The sequence below is a fragment of the Desulfoferula mesophila genome, from assembly GCF_037076455.1.
In the GTDB taxonomy this organism is placed as follows: domain Bacteria; phylum Desulfobacterota; class Desulfarculia; order Desulfarculales; family Desulfarculaceae; genus Desulfoferula; species Desulfoferula mesophila.
Map to the genome: position 1 here is coordinate 1,703,004 of NZ_AP028679.1, position 17,581 is coordinate 1,720,584.

A 17,581-nucleotide genomic window follows, 5' to 3' on the forward strand; every position below is an offset into this window, starting at 1 on the left:
CTCAGGCGCCTCCCGCCTTGGCCGGCTGGTACATGCACAGGGGCTCCTCGGCCAGATGGTCGCCGCTCACCTCGTAGGCCCGGGCCCGGCAACCGCCGCACACCCGGCGGTATTCGCACAGGCCGCATTTGCCCTTGAGCAGGTCCGGGTCCCTTAGCTCCTTGAACAACTGCGAGTCGCGCCAGATGACGCTGAAGGGCTGCTCACGGATGTTGCCTGCGCTTAGCTCCAGATAGCCGCAGGGCTGCACCTGGCCCACGTGGCTGACAAAGGCGAAGCCCTGGCCGCCCAGACAGCCCTTGGTCACCGCGTCCAGGCCGTGGGTCTCGAAGGTCAGTTTCTCGCCGGTCTCCTTGGCCCGCTGGCGGATGATGCGGAAGTAGTGGGGCGCGCAGGTGGCCTTCAGCTCCAGGGGCACCTTGCCCCGCATGTCGCAGAACCAGTTCAGCACGTCCTCGTATTCCTGGGCGCTGATGATCTCCCCGGTCAGGGCCCGGCCCCGGCCGGTGGGCACCAGCAGGAAAATGTGGTGGGCCACCGCGCCCAGGTCCACCGCGGTCTGCTGGATGCCCGGCACCTGGGGCAAATTGCCCCGGGTCACCGTGGTGTTGATCTGGAACTCCAGGCCCGCCTCGGTGGCCGCCTGCATGCCTTCCACCGACTTGTCGTAGGCCCCACCCTGGCCGCGAAACTGGTCGTGGCTGGCCGCGTCCGGGCCGTCGATGCTGATGCTCAGGCGCTGGATGCCCGCCTCCTTGAGACGGCGGGCCATCTCGGGGGTGAGCAGGGTGCCGTTGGTGCCCATGACCATGCGCAGGCCCAGCTCGTGGCCATAGCGGGTCAGGTGCAGGATGTCATCGCGCAACAGGGGCTCGCCGCCGGTCATGATAACCACCGAGCGGCCCATGCCGGCCAGGTCGCGCAAAAAGGCCTCGCCCTCGGCGGTGGTCAGCTCGTCGGGATAGTGCTCGTCCTCGGCCCCGGCCCGGCAGTGCAGGCAGGACAGGTTGCAGCGGCGGGTGGTCTCCCAGGCCACCAGCCTGAGGGCCGGGGTGCCGTCGGGAGAGGCCGCCGGAGGGCGGCCGCCGGGGTGGCCGCCGGTTTTGCTGGGGTGGTTCACGCTTGCTCCTTGCGGGGCGGTTGAGGCGCCGGCGCCGGAGTTGTTGCCGCCGGTGCGAGTTCCAATGATAGTCTCATCATACGGTTGCAAGTCTATATCCGGGGCAAAAGGGAATCAAGCCGGGGTTGAGCGGCTGATCTTCTGACGATGCGGTTGGCACGGTTGGAGTAACGCCTTAAAACAAATTCAGCAGGTCCGCCGGGCAGGAAACCTCGAAGTCGGGTTGCATTCCGCGACATTTTTGGGCGTCGCCATATCCGTAGGAAACCCAGCAAGAGGCGGCGCCGGTGTTGTGGGCGAACTCCAGGTCAATGTGGGTGTCTCCCACCATAATCATTTTCCTGGGGGGCGGGTTGCCAAAGCGGGGACGGATCAGCTCTTCGTAGAGTCTGGGGTCCGGCTTGTTGGGCCCCTGCGGGCTGTCTCCGAAAACCTCCATGATGGTTTCGCTCAAGCCGAATTTATCCAATAACATGTTGGTGATCTCGGCCTTGCGGGCGCTGACGATTATCGCCGGGATTTCCTGGTCGGCCAGGGCGGCCAGAAACCGGGCCGCTCCCTCGAACAGATGCAGCCGGGGCGGGCCCTCGGTCATGAATATCTCGCGGTAGGCCCTGGCCCAGGTTTGACCTTTCTCACGGCCGCCCTTGCCCCTCAGTTGCGTCAACGCGTCGGGCAGGGGCAAACCAATGGTGGCGCGGATGGCGGCTTCAGAAGGCGGCTCCTCGCCCTGGGCCGCAAAAGTGCGCTGCACGCAATGGACTACAGAACTTGCCGAGTCGACCAGGGTGCCGTCGAAGTCCAACATGACCAAGTCGTAAGGAGGCATGAGCTTTTGCTCCAAGATTAGGGTCCTTTACCGGCTGAGTGTGGCCCGCGAACGATCAGGGGCCCTGATCAAGAACGGCGGATTTGCGACAAATGTAAAGGTCTCTCGCCGTACGCGCAAGGGACAGGGGAGGTCGCTACACCGGCATTGCATGCTATGAAAGTTGCCGCAAAACCTTTGCAACCTGGGTAGCCCGGCCGGTCCATGTGCTGTGGTGTTATGCCAAGGAGCCGCAAAAAATATTTAAGCTGGCAATACAGGGCTTGGGCCGGCTACCAGGTTGCATGGGCTTGGTCTTAAATGTGTGCCAAATCAGGGCCCTGAGAAGGGATTTTTGGCGAGTGGGACTTTGCGGTTCGCTTACGTTTCTGCCCTGGGCAAGCTGTTAAATTGTTCTTGACAAGGGGGCGGGGATAGGGCCATATTGCATCTGAGCGAGCGCTCAGTCGGGATATTGGCAAACTCGGAAGTCCCGGCTGGCCTTCCAGTGTACGGACATAATTAATATTTTCAGAGGATGTGCCATGGGCGATGCCGCGGACCCTTCCCAGGGCCCCAATATCCACACCGAGGTAAAAGACGAGGACCTGGTCCTGCGCCGCCGCCGCCAGATAGTGGACGCGGCGGTGCATCTGTTCATCAACAAGGGCTTTCACAAGACCACCACCCGGGAAATCGCCAAGGCGGCGGGTTTTTCCATCGGCACCCTCTACGAGTACGTCAACTCCAAGGAGGACGTGCTCTACCTGGTGTGCCAGGCCATCCACAGCGAGATGGAGCAGCGCCTCAAGCAGCGGCTCAGGCACGGCATCAACGGGGCGCGGGACCTGGAGGCGGCCATCGCGGTCTATTTCACGGTGTGCGACCAGATGAGCGACCACATCCTGCTCATCTACCAGGAGACCAAGAGCCTGCCCGCCGAGAGCCGCCGCTTCGTCTTGGAGCACGAGCTAAGGATCACCGGGGTGTTCAAGGATCTCTTGGCCCGGGGCGTGGCCGACTTTTCCCTGCGCCCCCTGCACCCCCCGGAGATAACCCTGGTGGCCCACAACATCATGGTGGTGGGCCACATGTGGAGCTTTCGCCGCTGGGCCCTGGCCCCGGCGTTCAGCCTGGAGCAGTACATCCAGCTCCAGAGCGACTACCTGCTGGGTGAGCTGACCTAGCACAGCCATTCGAGGGAGCACTATGGCCATGCAGACGCGTCCCTACACTCCCCAAAACCCGGTGCGGGCCATAACCGCGGCCAGCCTGTTCGACGGCCACGACGCGGCCATCAACATCATCCGGCGCATCCTCCAGGCCACCGGCGTGGAGGTGATCCACCTGGCCCACAACCGGGGGGTGCACGAGATCGTCAAGGCGGCCATCGCCGAGGACGTGCAGGCCATCTGCGCCTCCTGCTACCAGGGCGGGCACGTGGAGTTCTTCAAGTACATGGTGGACCTGCTCAAACAGAACGGCCGCCCGGACATCATGGTCTTTGGCGGGGGCGGCGGGGTCATCGTGCCCGAGGAGATCAAGGAGCTAACCGACTACGGCGTGACCCGCATCTATTCCCCCGCTGACGGCCAGCGCCTGGGCCTGCAAGGCATCATCAACGACATGGTGCGCCAGATGGACGAGATGGCCGGGCAGGAGATAAATTCGCCCGACCTGGCCGAGCTCGGCCCCGAGCACCCGGCGGTGGTGGCCCGCACCATCAGCCTGGTGGAGCGGGCCGCGCTGGAGCGCCAGGGCATCGACGCCTGGCGGGAGCGCCTGGAAGGCATCCAGGGCGAGCGCAAGGTGCCGGTGGTGGGCATCACCGGCACCGGCGGAGCGGGCAAGTCCTCGCTCACCGACGAGATTCTGCTGCGCTGGCTCATCGACTTCCCCGAGGGCAGCGTGGCGGTCATCTCAGTGGACCCCACCCGGCGCAAGTCCGGCGGGGCGCTGTTGGGCGACCGCATCCGCATGAACACCCTGGACAACCCCCGGGTGTACATGCGCTCCCTGGCCACCCGGGGCAGCTCCATGGAGATCAGCCGGGCCCTGGGCGACGTGATCAAGGTGGCCCAGGCCGCCGGATACGACCTGGTGGTGGTGGAGACCGCGGGCATCGGCCAGGGCGACGCCGCCGTAGTGGACGTGGTGGATTTGAGCCTCTACGTGATGACCAGCGAGTTCGGGGCCGCCTCCCAGCTGGAGAAGATCGACATGCTCGACTTCGCCGACCTGGTGGCGGTGAACAAGTTCGAGCGCCGGGGCAGCGAGGACGCGCTCCGCGACGTGCGCAAGCAGATGCAGCGCAACCTGAACGCCTGGGCCACCGACCCGGCCAAGATGCCGGTCTACGGCACCATCGCCAGCAAGTTCAACGACGACGGGGTCACCGCCCTGTACCTGGCCCTCTTGGCCGAGATAAAGCAAAAGACCGGGGTGGCCTTTGCCAGCCCCCGCAAGGCCAGCGGGGCCACCTATTCCACCAGTCGCACCATCATCGTGCCGCCCGAGCGCACCCGCTATCTGGCCGAGATCGCCGAGGCCATCCGCGAGTACCACCAGCGCACGGGGCAGCAGGCCGACCTGGTGCGCCGGGTCTGGCAGATGAAGGCCACCCACGACGCCATGGCGGGCTCCTGGCAGGGCGATCCCGGCCTGGAGGCGGCCCTGGAAAAGCTGCGGGTGGCGGTGCACAAGCTGGAGGAGGGCTACGAGGAGGAGACCCACCGCCTGCTGGCCGCCTGGCCCAAGCTCAAGCGGGACTACTCGGGCGAGGAGTACGTTTACACGGTGCGCGACCGCGAGATCCGCGTGCCGCTGACCACCCGCTCCCTGGCCGGCAGCCCCATCCCCAAAGTGTGCCTGCCCCGCTGGCAGGATCCGGCCCAGGTCTACGCCTGGCTGCGCTCGGAGAACGTGCCCGGCTCCTTCCCCTACACCGCCGGGGTCTTCCCCTTCAAGCGCACCGACGAGGACCCCACCCGCATGTTCGCGGGCGAGGGCGACCCCTTCCGCACCAACCGCCGCTTCAAGCTGCTCAGCGCCGACGCCAAGGCCGCCCGGCTCTCCACCGCCTTCGACTCGGTGACCCTCTACGGCTGGGACCCGGACGAGCGCCCGGACATCTACGGCAAGGTGGGCAACTCCGGGGTGAGCATCTGCACCCTGGAGGACATGAAGGCGTTGTACGACGGCTTCGACCTGGTGAACCCCAACACCAGCGTGTCCATGACCATCAACGGCCCGGCGCCCATCATGCTGGCCTTTTTCTTCAACACCGCCATCGACCAGCAGGCGGCCAAGTTCCGCGCCGAAAACGGCCGCGAGCCCAGCGCGGAAGAGCGCAAGCGCATCAAGGACATGGTGCTCAAGAACGTGCGGGGCACGGTGCAGGCCGACATCCTCAAGGAGGACCAGGGCCAGAACACCTGCATCTTCTCGGTGGAGTTCGCCCTGCGCATGATGGGCGACATCCAGCAGTTCTTCATCGACAAGGACGTGCGCAATTTCTACAGCGTGTCCATCAGCGGCTATCACATCGCCGAGGCCGGGGCCAACCCCATCAGCCAGCTGGCCTTCACCCTGGCCAACGGCTTCACCTACGTGGAGTACTACCTGGCCCGGGGCATGCACATCGACGACTTCGCGCCCAACCTGAGCTTCTTCTTCTCTAACGGCATGGACCCCGAGTACACCGTGATCGGTCGGGTGGCCCGGCGCATCTGGGCCATCGCCATGCGCGAGCTCTACGGCGGCGGGCCGCGCAGCCAGATGCTCAAGTACCACATCCAGACCTCGGGCCGCTCCCTGCACTCCCAGGAGATTCAGTTCAACGACATCCGCACCACCTTGCAGGCCCTGTGCGCCATCTACGACAATTGCAACTCCCTGCACACCAACGCCTACGACGAGGCCATCACCACCCCCACCGAGGAATCGGTGCGCCGGGCCCTGGCCATCCAGATGATCATCAACCAGGAGTGGGGCCTGGCCAAGAACCAGAACCCCCTGCAAGGCGCCTTCATCGTGGACGAGCTCACCGATCTGGTGGAGGAGGCGGTGTTGGAGGAGTTCATGCGCATCACCAGCCGGGGTGGCGTCTTGGGGGCCATGGAGACCGGTTACCAGCGCTCCAAGATTCAGGAGGAGAGCATCTACTACGAGATGCTCAAGCACTCCGGCGAGCTGCCCATCATCGGCGTGAACACCTTCAAGAACCCCCACGCCGACGAGGCCGATGCGGGCTGCGCCGTGGAGCTGGCCCGGGCCACCGAGGAGGAAAAACAAAGCCAACTGAAGCGCCTGCGCGAGTTCCAGGACAAGCACTCCGGCGAGGCCTCCGCCGCCCTCAAGCGCCTGCAAAAGGTGGCCCTGGACGGCGGCAACATCTTCGCCGAGCTCATGGACACGGTGCGGGTCTGCTCCCTGGGGCAGATCACCCAGGCGCTCTACGACGTGGGGGGCAAGTACCGCCGCGGCATGTAGGCCCCAATACGCTCATCATGCCTCCCGCCGGCCGCCCGCCGGTGGGAGGCTTTGCTTTGGGGCGCGGCCGCCAGGACTTATAATGTTTATGGAGGCTCTTAACCAGGCAGAGGCCCGGACGGCGGGCCGAGGGGAGGGCGGCCATGGGCAACGATCAGGATCGGATGGATATCTTCGATAGGTGCGCCTGTGACGAGTGCCGGCACTTCTTTGGCGAAGGCGAGTGCCAGGCCTTTCCCGAGGGCATACCCCTGGCCGTCTTGAACGGCGAGGTGGAGCATTGCCACCCCATCGCCGGGGATCATGGGATCATGTTCGAGCCGAGGGAGAAGTGAGAGGGTAGGTAGTTAGGCAGTAAGGGGAGGCTGTGGGGAACATCATAGCTTATTTTAATTTCCGGACGCGATTCTAAGATTATATTTTAAGTTACCTGTGCCACACTGCTAACCGAAAAATATTTAAGGGGGGAGCAATGTCATCAAAAGTTCCACAGACAATGGAAGACCTGCAGAGATTATTTGACGAACAACTAATGTTGATGGAACGCTCAATTGAAGGCTTTGACCAAGGGATACAGGCTGAAGCTAAGCGTCTTGCGGTCCACATAAGAACGCTATTGCACAATACAGACAAAGGCTCCATTGGCCTTTTGAAGCAATTAGGAAAGGAAAACACTAAGTTCCTCAGCACAGCAGTGCCACACGATTCAGCCTATAAAAGTGAAGGCATAAAACCCAAGAGTACGATCCATAATGGTTTGGTAGCCTTTTTATTGAAGCCAAGTTCAGTTGAGTGTATTGCCCCTCTAGATGACGATCCTTACGTTGCCCGTTGGTTAACATTCGATGAGTGGTGGAATGAAACTATTTTCATCGATAGCCATGGTGAACACTTCTCAAGAAGAAGGATTATATTAGCAGTTGCGAATAAAGATGGTGGTGCTCATGTCGATCCAAAATTGGAGAAGGGATACGCGCGTTTTTCAAGAGACAATTCAATGTTGCTTAAACAGAGTTTCGGTAGAAAAACAACCCCTATAAAAGGATTAGAGTTAGTTACGATCCGTCAAGTTGCCCACGAAGTCATGAAAAGCTGCACAAAGGAATACCGCAAACTTCCTAATACAGACGGCGGGGTATCTCTCGTTCAATTTGTTGACCTGAATACTTTAGAGGGATCACCTTCAGGTATGGAAGTGCTCTGCAAAGTTCACGACCTGATATCTACTCTCCCACGCCCACATCAACCGGAGGGGAAAAAAGTGGGGCGCAATGATCCCTGCCCCTGCGGCAGCGGCAAGAAATACAAGAAATGCTGCGGTGTTTAGTGAAACTATTGCTGATTTAACAGGTAGATAAAGGTGCTAAAGATCGCCATCTACCAAACCTACACGATTCTGAATTTTTATTTCCATTAGCGTAGGTTGGGTAGAGGGCACAGCCCGAAACCCAACAAACCCCATAAAACAAAAGCCCGGACGGCTGGCGCCGTCCGGGCTTCTCATTTTCAAGCTAGCGTCGTAGCTCGGGCTACTCCACGATCTCCAGGGAGAAGATCAGGGTCTGGCCGGCCAGGGGATGGTTGGCGTCCACGGTGACCGTGTCCTCGCCCATCTCGATGACCCGCACCAACATCTCACCCTGCTCGCTCACGGCCTTGAAGGTGTCGCCCACCGCTACCTCGCGCGGGAAGTGCTGCTTGGGCACCTCCTGCACCGCCTGGGGCTGGTGGGGGCCATAGCCCTGGTCCGGGGGCACGGTCACGGTCTTGCTGTCGCCCACCGCCATGCCGATCACCGCGTTGGACACGCCGGGTATAAGCTGATTGCTGCCCGCCTCGAACTCCAGCGGGTCCTTGCCTTCGCTGCTGTCCACCACCGTGCCGTCTTCCAGCTTTACGGTGTAGTGCATGCGAACCTTGTCTCCGGCGCTGATCTGTGCCATCAATGGCTCCTGTAATGTCCCGGTCGTAAAAAATTGGCTACCCGGCCGGCACCAGGACCATGGCGGCGGAGCAACTTTATTTTTGGGTTACCGAGAACCTAACAACTGCGCGCCGCATATGCCACTATTTTTAGGAAAACGCCGGGAATTTGACCTTGGCCGCGCCGCTGGTACAGCATCGAAGCGCAAAGGGAGGCCCAGGAAAGCCCATGGATAAGCGGTTGCTCAAGATCACCGGCTGGAGCGCGGCGGCCACCGTGCTGTTGGTGGCGGTGTTTTTTCTGTGGCTGGACCGGCCCATCGACACCCTGGCCCACGGCCTCAAGGGTGGCGCGCTGTTCGCCGCGGCCCAGGCCCTGAGCCTGGTGGCCGATCATGACTGGTTCAACGTGTGGCTGGTGGTGGGCCTGGTGTTGGGCGGGGCGCTGGCCCTGGGCCGGGGGCTCACCCCCGGGGTGCGCGGCCTGCTGATGGTGTGCGCGGCGGTGGCCCTGACCATGCTGGTGGGCGAGACCCTGAAGTGGTTCTTCGGCCGCTACCGCCCGGTGATGTACTTTGAGCACGACCTGTACGGTTTTTCCTGGCTGGCCGCCAAGGGCAAGATGCACTCCTTCCCCTCGGGCCACACCTTCCGCATTTTCTCGGCCATGACCGCCCTGGCCCTGCTGTGGCCTCGGGCGCGGGTGCCCCTGCTGGGCTTCGCCGCGCTGGTGGGGGTGTGCCGGGTGCTGGTTACCCGCCACTATCCCAGCGACGTCATCGCCGGGGCCTTTGTGGGCATCTTCGGCGCCCTGTGGGTGTGGAGCCTTTTGCGGGGCGGCAGGTCCGAATCGCCGCCTATCACCTAGCCCCGCAGTCGCAGGGCTTTTTGTCCAGCGCCTGGTCCAGCCAATCGAAGACGCGCTGGTTGGAAACGGCCATGGCCCCCATCTGGCAGTGGGGCGTGGCGTCCTCTGCGGCGGTGAACTCCAACAGGGTCTTGGAGCAGGTCATGGCCTCGTAGAGCTTTTTCTGCTCGTCGTAGGTCATGAAGTGATCGCCCCGGCTGACGATGACCAGGCTGTTGGCGGTGATCTTGGCGGCCTCCTGGGGAGTGAGGCGGTAGCGGGCAAACTGCTCCATGAACTTGAGAGGCGTCTTCACCCCCATGGTGAACATGCCGTTGTTCACCAGCCAGCGGAAGCCGATGTCCTGGGCCATCCTCTGGCGCAGGGCCTTGTTGGTGGCCGAGGGATCGGCGCGCATCTCTTGCCACTGCTTGGCGCTGGGCCGCCGGCCGGCCATCATGTCCATGACCCCCGGATTGCACACCAGGGCGGCCAGGCGGTGCTCATGCGCGGCGGCCCGGGCCACCAGATAGCCGCCCATGGACAGGCCCATGAGGGCCAGGCGGCTTGGATCCACCTCCGGGCGGGCCAGGGCGTAGTCCACTACCGGGGTCACCACCGCCTCCCAGTCGGGCCGGAAAAACAGGCCCTGCTCGCGCACCACCCCGCCTTGGCCGGGGCCCTCGAAGATCAGCACGTTGTAGCCCCGGGCCAGCGCGAAGAACGCCACCTCGAAGTAGAGCTCCTCGCCGGTGCCGTCAAAGCCGGTCTGCACGATCAGGGTCCTGCGGGCCTGGCGGGAGGCGCTTGGCCCCAGGAAATAGCCGGGCAGGGTGGTGTCTTGGTAGGGGATGGTCACCGTCTCCACGGGGCGTTCCATGAGCACGGCCGCCCGCTGGAAGGTGTCGCGGCTCAATCGCCAGGCCTTGAGGATGCGCGGGTCCCGGGGGTTGGCGTGCAAGAAGAAATCGGCCGGGCGGTAGTAGGCGCTGGCCCGGAGCAGGGCCTCGCGGGCCGATACCAGGCGTCCCAAGGCCAGCGAGGTCTCCGCGGTCAGCCGAACCCTTTCGGCCAGGGCGAACCAGGCTTGGTACCATGAATCGCCGTCGCCCGGCTGGATGGTATGGGCCGCGGCCAAGACTTCGTTGAGGTCGGCCCCGCCGGACAGGGCGTAGCCCAGCCCCCGGCGCAGCTCAAAGTCGTAGGTGGGATCGCTGAACGCCACCGGCGGCAGGGGCGGGGAGGGCGCGGATGGCTCCGCCGCGCCCAGCGGCGAGGCGGCGAGCAGGATCAGGGCCAGGCAAGCAAACAGGCGCGGGGCACGTGACATGGGCGGCTCCAACTGAAGTTGAGCGCGATTATGTCACGGCCCGGCGGGCGGGTCAAAAATGCTCTTTCTGGCAGTGGGGGCAAAAGTGGGTGGAGCGCCCGGCCACCACGATGCGCTCGATCTCACAGCCGCACTCGTTGCAGGCCTGTCCGCCGCGCTGGTACACCCGGTGGGCGTGCTGAAAGGTGCCGGGCCGTCCGTGGGCGTCCACGAAGTTGCTGATGGAAGAGCCGCCCTTGGCCAGGGCTTCGGCCAGGGTTTCTTGTAGGTGATGATGCAGGGCGGTCAACTGGGCCTGGCTCAGGTCTTTGGGGGCGACCAGGGGATGCAGGCCCGCCCGGTGCAGGGACTCGTCCGCATAGATATTGCCCACCCCGGCCAGCACCCGCTGGTCCAGGAGAACGCTCTTGAGCTTGCCGCCCTTGCCTGAGACGCGCTCCAGGAACACCTCCAGGGGGATGCCCAGGGCGTCGGGGCCCATGTTGGCCAGCGGTCCGGCGTCCAGGGCGGCCTGATCCGGGCACCAGGCCATGAAACCGAACTGGCGGGGGTCGCGGTAATACAGGCGCGGTCCGCCGTCGTCAAAGCCCACGGTGACGTGGATGTGCTTGGCGTCGGGCCGCCGATCGGCGATGATCACCTGGCCGGTCATGCCCAGGTGGATGGCCCAGGTGCCGTGGCCGGACATGCGCAGCATGAGCAGTTTGCCGTGGCGGTCCACCTGGGATATGCTCTGGCCCCGGATACCGGCGCTCAGGGCCTGGGGCGTGGGCCGGACCAGCTTGGCCAAACCCACCCGCACGGTGCTTGGGGTGCGCCCGAGCAGATCGGGGGCCATGGTGCGGCGTACGTTTTCAACTTCAGGTAGTTCAGGCATATTTTAGTAATAATTCCTTTCCGCTGAAGCGCAAGGGAAATTTTACAGTTTTTTAAGGCACAAACCCCATTATTTTGTGGTTGACACAAATATACTAACTATATAGAGTGGTTTCAAAGGCTAACGGCCAGTTATAAATCGTTTTTTTATCAGTTGGAGAGCCGGATTAGTGGCCGATTACGAAAAAATGAAAAAGGCCTGCCCCAATTTGCAAGCCAATTTGGCCCAGTGCACTTGCACTTACAGTGCCTGCGACAAGACGGGCCTGTGCTGCCAGTGCGTTGCCTATCACCGGAAAATGCGCCAGATTCCGGGGTGTTTTTTCACCTCGGAGGGTGAGCGCGGTTACGATCGGTCCTATGGCAGTTTCTGCGGCGATTGCAGCTGAGACCCCGGCTTTGCCCGGTCGTCTTCCCACGCAGTCCCGTCATGGTTTAAAAGACGCGGTGGACCTCTTGGCCAACCTGACCGAGGCCTACACCGTGGCTCTATACCTGCGCGAGCCCGGCGGCCGCCAACTGCATGCCGCCGCCTGGCATTCCATGGGCCGTTCCTTCCGCTCCGAGGACCCGGTGCAGATGGGCGAGGGCCTGGTGGGTTGGGTGGCCAAGCACAACCGCCCGGTGGACGTGGACCGCTACAAGCAGAGCTCCGAGGCCACCGGCCTGTACCACGCCGACGAGGGCATCCAGGCCTTTGTGGGCATGCCGGTGGGCGATCTGGGGGTGTTGGTGGTCGACACCAAGAACCGTCAGATCTTTGGCGAGCGCGAAAAGAAAATTATACGTGATTTCGCGGTGTTCATGGGGCAGATGGTCGCCCAGCAGGAGACCTGCGCCAGGGAGGCCCTCTATGGCCGTATCCTGGATTTGCTCTATGACGTGGAAAACGCGGCCTTGAGCTTCAGCGGCCGCCGCGAGCTGTATGATGAAATATTGGACGCCGGCCGCCGTTTCAGCGGCCTGTCCATGGGTTTTTTGTGTCTGTTGCACCAGGGACGCAAGCAGTTTTGGGTGGAAGCGGTGCAGGGGCCCAGCGTGGCCACCCTGCGCGGCCGTTCCTTCCCGGTGACCCAGGGATTGGTGGGTTGGGTGCTAAGGGAGGCCCGTCCGCTGACCCATCACCGCATGCGCCCCGGGCAGGGCAAGTCCTACCTCATCTCCCCGGACGAACCTCTCAGGGGCTACAACGCCTTTGTGGGGGTGCCGCTTTTGGCTTGGCGGCGGCTGATGGGGGTGTGGGCTTTTGCCGGTCAAACCGAACGCTCTATCGACGAGGAAGAGGAGAGGGCCCTGCAGTTGGCCGGTCACCGCGTGGCCGCCACCTTGGCCCACTATCGTTTGGCCTCGTTTTAGGCTGAGCCATGCCCCACAGGGGGGCGGAAAAAGGCAGGTAGCATTGTGCTGAGCAAACTCATGGGGCTGTTTTCCAAGGACTTGGCCATGGACTTGGGTACGGCCAATACCCTCATCTTCGTCAAAGGCAAGGGCGTGGTGCTCAACGAGCCCTCGGTGGTGGCGCTCAAGCGGGACAGCGGCAAGCCCCTGGCCGTGGGCCTGGAAGCCAAGCAGTACCTGGGACGCACCAGCCCCAGCGTGGTGGCGGCCCGCCCCCTCAAAGACGGGGTGATCGCCGACTTCGACATGACCCGCATAATGATCCGCGAGTTCATCCTCAAGGTGAAATCGGCCACCGGTTTCATGAAGCCGCGCATGCTCATCGGGGTGCCCAGCGGGGTGACCCAGGTGGAAAAACGGGCGGTTATCGAGAGCGCCGAGCAGGCGGGAGCCCGCGACATCTACCTCATCGAAGAGCCCATGGCCGCGGCCATCGGGGCCGGCCTGCCCATAAGCCTGCCCCAGGGCTGCATGATCGTGGACATCGGCGGCGGCACCACCGAGGTGGCGGTGATCAGCCTTTACGCCACCGCCTATTCCGAATCGGTGCGGGTGGCCGGCGACGAGGCCAACGAATCCATCGTTCGCTACATCCAAAAGAAATATCAGGTTCTGGTTGGCGAAAACACCGCCGAGCAGGTAAAGATATCAATTGGCTCGGCTTATCCCCTGGATCATCCGCTGTCCATGGAGGTCAGCGGCAAGGATCTGGTGGAAGGCATCCCGCGCACCATTACCCTCACCGACGAGGAGGTGCGCGAGGCCATGTCCGAGCCCATAGAGGTGATTTTGGAGAGCGTCAAGCGCGCCTTCGAGAAAACGCCTCCCGAGTTGGCCGCGGACGTGGGCGAGCAGGGCATCACCCTGGCGGGAGGCGGGGCTCTCATCCGGGGGCTGGATCGCTTGATTCAGCACGAGATGAAGCTTAAGGTAAACGTGGCCGACGACCCCTTGACCTGCGTGGTGATGGGGGCGGGCATTGCGCTACACGACGTGAAAGAGTATAGACGGGTATTCATCAACTGATTCGGCGAGGACTGATTTGGCCCGACTCCTTATATTGGAGGAATTGGAAGACCGCATAGATTGCTTCGGCGAGTTCGACCGGGGCGATCACGTCTGTCTGGCCCATTGCGGTCTCAGCTTTGAATGCGCCGCCGCCCGCGAGCGCTATCAGGCCCTCCAGAGGCACGACGAATCACTGGAACACCTGGGCTGCCCCCATAGCGCCTAGGTTTCTTCTCGGCTCCGGGAGCTTTCCCGGGGACGGGGTGTGTCCATTCCCGCTTCCCTGAGCACAATCCGTCGCCCCCGTCCGCTCCTGGGCCGGGGGCGCATTTGCGTCTGGACCCCGCCGGCGTCGTCCATGCGCGCCACCGCCATCTTCTGCCGGCGCCGCCGGGCCACCAGGCCCACCCCCGCCCCCAGGGCCACCAGGCCCCACAAGACCCCCCCGGTGCCCAGCACCGCGATCCAGGAGAAGCGCGAGTGCATGTCGTCGCTGAAGCGCTCCTCCAGCGCGGCCAGGCTCAGGCCGGTGGTTTGTCGCAGCGCGGCGGTTAGGGGGCGGCCTTGGGACAGGCCCTTGATTATCTTGGCCAGGGCCTGGGGGCCGTACTCGTTTTGCAGCCAGGTGACCAGGTAATAGCTCTGGGCATAGGCCAGGGCGGCCTGCTGGGCCTGGTCCGGGAAGCGCTCGGCCAACTCGCCAAAGGGTATCAGGCCCGCGCCCAGCACCCCCCCGGCCATGGTGGCGCTGCGGCCCCAGCCGCCCTCGCCGGACAGGCGCATGGCCAGGCCCTCCTCCAGCCACAGGGGGGCCCGGCGGCCCTTGAGCCCGGCGGCCAGGTACAGGTGCAGTAATTCGTGGATCGTCAGGTGGCGGAACTGTTCGGGGTCGCCCAGCTGGCGGGGGGAGCGCAGTACGATAAGCCCCCGCTCGGGCAGGGCCAGCCCGGCGGCCCAGCGGGGCCCGCCCAACTGATTCATGCGCTTTTCAAACCATTCGCGGGTGGGCATTACCTGGATGAGCACCTTGCCCGGCGAGGCCCCGGTCCAGGCCTCCAGCTTGGGCGCGGCCTCGGCGGCGATGGCCCGCACGTGGTCGGCCAGCTCCGGGGAAGGGGCCTGCACGGAAAGCTCCAGGGGCCCGGCGGCCAGGGCGGCCGTGGCCCCCAGCAGGGCCAAGAGCAGGATGGCCAGGCGCCGGATCACAGGCCCAGCCGCCCGCGCACCTCGTCCGGGCTCAGCCCCTCGACCAGCACCCGCTTGTTGCGCGAGCGCTCCCCGCTGACCACGCTGATCTTGCCCTTGGCCACGCCCAGGGACTTGGCCAACAGCTTGACGAGGGCCTGGTTGGCCGCGCCCTCCACGGGCGGGGCGGTAAGGCGCACCTTGAGGGCCCCGGCCTCCACGCCGGCCAGTTCGTTGCGCGAGGCTCGGGGAGCCACCCGCACGGCCAGGCTCGCACCGAGGGCCTCTTTTTTAAGACTAGGCACGGGAGATAAAAACTAGGAAGAGGGGCTCCTGAGGATCTTGATCTTGTCCTCCAACTCCGAAAGGTCGCGGTCGCGGTCGGCCTCCACCTCCAGGAGCTTCAGGTGCGCCTCCACCAGGGAGCGCAGGCGGACCTCGAACTGGGCCCGCTGGCGTTTGAGTTCGGTGATGTCGTCGTGGATCTGGGCCAAACGGTTATGGGCCTGGCTTAGGATCTTTTCGGCCTGCAGCTCGGCCTCGGCCACGATGAACTTGGCCTCCTTCTCGCTGTTGGCCTTCATGTCCTCGGCGATGCGTCGGCTCTGGGCCAGATTGGCCTCCAGGGCGTCTTCGCGGACGCGATATTCCTTGAGTTCCTGGGTGTTTTGGTTCAGTTGCTGGTTGAGGTTGTCCAACTCACGATGCAGGTCCGCGACATAGTCGGCCAGTTTGCCCACATAGCTTTCCACCTCGCGGGCGTCAAAGCCAAAAAAGCGCCGGGCAAAGCTTCTGCCTCTGATTTCTTGGACGTCCATAATCTCACCGTACCCTTAGGGTCAACGCAGGAACATCACAACATTTTCGTACCGTAATTACAGGAAAAAGTCAAGTTTTATCGTAAGTTAAATATATTAATCTTCCTCGGAGGCCAACTGGGCCAGCATGATTTCACGCATGCGGAACTTCTGGATCTTGCCCAAGGGCGTGGTGGGAAATTCCTCCACGAAACGCAGCCAGGCGGGCAGGTGGCTTTGGCTGAGCCGCTCGGCGAGATAGTCCATGATCTCGCCCTCCGTGGCCGTGGCGTGGCGTTCCAGCTTGATCCAGCAGGCCACCTCTTCGCCCAGCTCGGCATGGGGCACCCCGAACACGGCCGCGGTGTTCACCGCCGGATGGGCGAAGAGCACCTCTTCAATGTCCGCCGGGAACACGGTGGCCCCTCCCTTGCGGATCACCTCCTTGAGCCGCCCCGAGATGCGGATATAGCACTCGGCGTCCATGGTGCCCAAATCGCCGGTGCGCAGCCAGCCGTCCTGGTCCACGGCCTGGGCCGTCTCGGCGGGCAGGTCGAAATAGCCCAGCATCACGTGGCCCTGGGTGCATATCTCCCCCACCTCGCCGGGGGGCAGGGGTTGGCCGTCGGCCAGGTCGGCGATCTTGACCCTCGCCCCCGGCACCGGGCGGCCCACGGTGGAGACCCTGAGCTCCAGGGGATCTTCCGGGCGGCTGGTGGAGATCCAGGAGGAAGCCTCGGTCTGCCCGTAGCCGATGAGGATGTCCCTGACCCCCATGTCCTCCACCACCCGGCGCATAACCTCCATGGGGCACTGGGCCCCGGCCATGATCCCGGTGCGCAGGCCGCCGCCCACCTGCTGGTAGGCCGGTTCGTCCAACATGGCGATGAAAGAGGTGGGCGGGCCGTACAGGGCGGTGCAGTTTTCCTTGACTACCGCATTGAGGGTGGCCCCGGCCTCGGGCAGCCGGGAGGGAATCACCAGGGCCGCGCCCTTGATGATGCCCGCCAGGGCGATACAGATGCAGCCGAACATGTGGCACAGGGGCACCGACACCGCCAGGCGGTCCTCCTGGCTCAGGCGTTGGTGGTCGCCGCCGGCCGCCGAGGTGAGGATCAGGCCCTGGTGGGGGCTCAGCACCCCCTTGGGGCGGCCGGTGGTGCCCGAGGTGTAGAGCAGGGTGGCCGCGTCCTGGGGCCGCACCTCGGCCATGCGCCGGGCCAACTCCCCCGCCGGCGCCTGGTCGCCCAGCTTCAGAGCCTGGCCCCAGGTCAGGGCCCCGGCCGGGGCCGCATCGCCCAAGACGATCACCCGCTTGAGCTCGGGCAGGGCGGTGCAATCCAGGCCCGCCGGGGCGGGGCGGGCCAGCGCGGGGCACAGCTCGCCCAGGGCCTTGAGGTATTCATTGCCCTGGACACCCGGAGCCAGGACCAGGGCGCTGCAGCGGGACTGGGCCAGTTGATAGGCCAACTGCTCCCGGCCGAAGCTGGTGTCCACGCTGGAGAGCACCAAGCCGGCCTTGGCCGCCGCGTACATCACCACCAGCCATTGGGGCTGGTTGGGGGCCCACAGGGCCACCCGCTGGCCCTTGGCCAGGCCCAGGGCCAAAAAGGCGCGGGCCAGCCGGTCGCTGGCCCGGTCGAACTGGGCGTAGGTGAGGCGCTCCCCGCTGGGCAGGTCCACCAGGGCCTCGCGCTCCCCCCAGCGCCCGGCCACCTCCTTGAGCAATCCTCCCAGGGTCAGAGCCCCCTCATAGGCCATGCGCTCCCCCTCCTCGGCGTGGCCGCGCCCGGTCGCC

The 17,581-nt window shown here is 64.1% G+C and carries 18 protein-coding genes; 9 read left to right on the forward strand and 9 right to left on the reverse strand.

Going from position 1 to position 17,581, the window contains the following annotated elements; translation table 11 throughout:
• Window position 1: 1 nt before the first annotated feature.
• Window positions 2-1,120 (reverse strand): heme b synthase, encoded by a 1,119-nt coding sequence (ahbD, locus tag AACH32_RS07515; RefSeq protein WP_338606166.1) that lies wholly within the window; start codon window positions 1,118-1,120, stop codon window positions 2-4.
• A gap of 175 nt (window positions 1,121-1,295) precedes the next feature.
• On the reverse strand, window positions 1,296-1,949 hold the full coding sequence (locus AACH32_RS07520; protein WP_338606167.1) for an HAD family hydrolase: 654 nt from the start codon (window positions 1,947-1,949) through the stop codon (window positions 1,296-1,298).
• Between the two features lie 524 nt (window positions 1,950-2,473).
• On the opposite strand from AACH32_RS07520, the gene AACH32_RS07525 reads away from it, so the two are divergent.
• The 4 genes from AACH32_RS07525 to AACH32_RS07540 all read left to right on the forward strand — a co-directional run bounded on the left by AACH32_RS07525 (window position 2,474) and on the right by AACH32_RS07540 (window position 7,746).
• The gene (locus tag AACH32_RS07525) at window positions 2,474-3,115 is read left to right on the forward strand and encodes a TetR/AcrR family transcriptional regulator (RefSeq protein ID WP_338606168.1); all 642 of its coding nucleotides are present in this window, start codon (window positions 2,474-2,476) and stop codon (window positions 3,113-3,115) included.
• A gap of 22 nt (window positions 3,116-3,137) precedes the next feature.
• Window positions 3,138-6,419: a fused isobutyryl-CoA mutase/GTPase IcmF gene (gene icmF / locus AACH32_RS07530; protein WP_338606169.1), complete on the forward strand. Its 3,282-nt coding sequence runs from the start codon at window positions 3,138-3,140 to the stop codon at window positions 6,417-6,419.
• A 143-nt stretch (window positions 6,420-6,562) separates the two neighbouring features.
• On the forward strand, window positions 6,563-6,754 hold the full coding sequence (locus AACH32_RS07535) for a hypothetical protein (RefSeq protein WP_338606170.1): 192 nt from the start codon (window positions 6,563-6,565) through the stop codon (window positions 6,752-6,754).
• Between the two features lie 161 nt (window positions 6,755-6,915).
• Window positions 6,916-7,746, forward strand: a complete 831-nt coding sequence (locus AACH32_RS07540; RefSeq protein WP_338606171.1) for an SEC-C metal-binding domain-containing protein — start codon at window positions 6,916-6,918, stop codon at window positions 7,744-7,746.
• A gap of 202 nt (window positions 7,747-7,948) precedes the next feature.
• Here AACH32_RS07540 and AACH32_RS07545 read toward each other — a convergent pair whose 3' ends face one another.
• Window positions 7,949-8,362, reverse strand: coding sequence for an FKBP-type peptidyl-prolyl cis-trans isomerase (locus AACH32_RS07545; protein WP_338606172.1), 414 nt, complete (start codon window positions 8,360-8,362; stop codon window positions 7,949-7,951).
• 209 nt (window positions 8,363-8,571) lie between these two features.
• Between AACH32_RS07545 and AACH32_RS07550 the strand changes: the two genes are divergently transcribed.
• A complete protein-coding gene (locus AACH32_RS07550) occupies window positions 8,572-9,210 on the forward strand; it encodes a phosphatase PAP2 family protein (protein ID WP_338606173.1) in 639 nt (212 codons plus the stop codon).
• Here the strand turns inward: AACH32_RS07550 and AACH32_RS07555 are convergent.
• On the reverse strand, window positions 9,203-10,519 hold the full coding sequence (locus AACH32_RS07555) for an alpha/beta hydrolase family protein (protein WP_338606174.1): 1,317 nt from the start codon (window positions 10,517-10,519) through the stop codon (window positions 9,203-9,205). The two genes, AACH32_RS07550 and AACH32_RS07555, sit on opposite strands and share 8 nt — an antisense overlap.
• A gap of 52 nt (window positions 10,520-10,571) precedes the next feature.
• Complete coding sequence (gene mutM, locus AACH32_RS07560; RefSeq protein WP_338606175.1) at window positions 10,572-11,396, reverse strand: bifunctional DNA-formamidopyrimidine glycosylase/DNA-(apurinic or apyrimidinic site) lyase; 825 nt, start codon at window positions 11,394-11,396, stop codon at window positions 10,572-10,574.
• 187 nt (window positions 11,397-11,583) lie between these two features.
• Here mutM and AACH32_RS20875 point away from each other — a divergent pair, with 187 nt between their 5' ends.
• From AACH32_RS20875 to AACH32_RS07575, 4 genes are read left to right on the forward strand one after another with little or no spacing between them, the layout of a single operon-like run.
• Window positions 11,584-11,784, forward strand: coding sequence for a DUF6485 family protein (locus AACH32_RS20875; RefSeq protein ID WP_350341567.1), 201 nt, complete (start codon window positions 11,584-11,586; stop codon window positions 11,782-11,784).
• Window positions 11,756-12,751, forward strand: a complete 996-nt coding sequence (locus tag AACH32_RS07565; protein ID WP_338606176.1) for a GAF domain-containing protein — start codon at window positions 11,756-11,758, stop codon at window positions 12,749-12,751. The genes AACH32_RS20875 and AACH32_RS07565 overlap by 29 nt, the downstream gene beginning before the upstream one ends.
• Window positions 12,752-12,796: 45 nt before the next feature.
• Entirely contained in the window at window positions 12,797-13,819 is a 1,023-nt protein-coding gene (locus AACH32_RS07570) for a rod shape-determining protein (RefSeq protein ID WP_338606177.1), read from the forward strand.
• A 16-nt stretch (window positions 13,820-13,835) separates the two neighbouring features.
• Window positions 13,836-14,027: a hypothetical protein gene (locus AACH32_RS07575; protein WP_338606178.1), complete on the forward strand. Its 192-nt coding sequence runs from the start codon at window positions 13,836-13,838 to the stop codon at window positions 14,025-14,027.
• Here the strand turns inward: AACH32_RS07575 and AACH32_RS07580 are convergent.
• The 4 genes from AACH32_RS07580 to AACH32_RS07595 form a co-directional block, all read right to left on the reverse strand.
• Complete coding sequence (locus AACH32_RS07580) at window positions 14,024-15,007, reverse strand: peptidase MA family metallohydrolase (RefSeq protein ID WP_338606179.1); 984 nt, start codon at window positions 15,005-15,007, stop codon at window positions 14,024-14,026. The genes AACH32_RS07575 and AACH32_RS07580 overlap by 4 nt on opposite strands.
• Window positions 15,004-15,291, reverse strand: a complete 288-nt coding sequence (locus AACH32_RS07585) for a DUF167 domain-containing protein (protein WP_434062346.1) — start codon at window positions 15,289-15,291, stop codon at window positions 15,004-15,006. The genes AACH32_RS07580 and AACH32_RS07585 overlap by 4 nt, the downstream gene beginning before the upstream one ends.
• 12 nt (window positions 15,292-15,303) lie before the next feature.
• A complete protein-coding gene (locus AACH32_RS07590; protein WP_338606181.1) occupies window positions 15,304-15,804 on the reverse strand; it encodes a DivIVA domain-containing protein in 501 nt (166 codons plus the stop codon).
• Between the two features lie 96 nt (window positions 15,805-15,900).
• On the reverse strand, window positions 15,901-17,544 hold the full coding sequence (locus tag AACH32_RS07595; protein WP_338606182.1) for an AMP-binding protein: 1,644 nt from the start codon (window positions 17,542-17,544) through the stop codon (window positions 15,901-15,903).
• Between the last annotated feature and the right edge of the window lie 37 nt (window positions 17,545-17,581).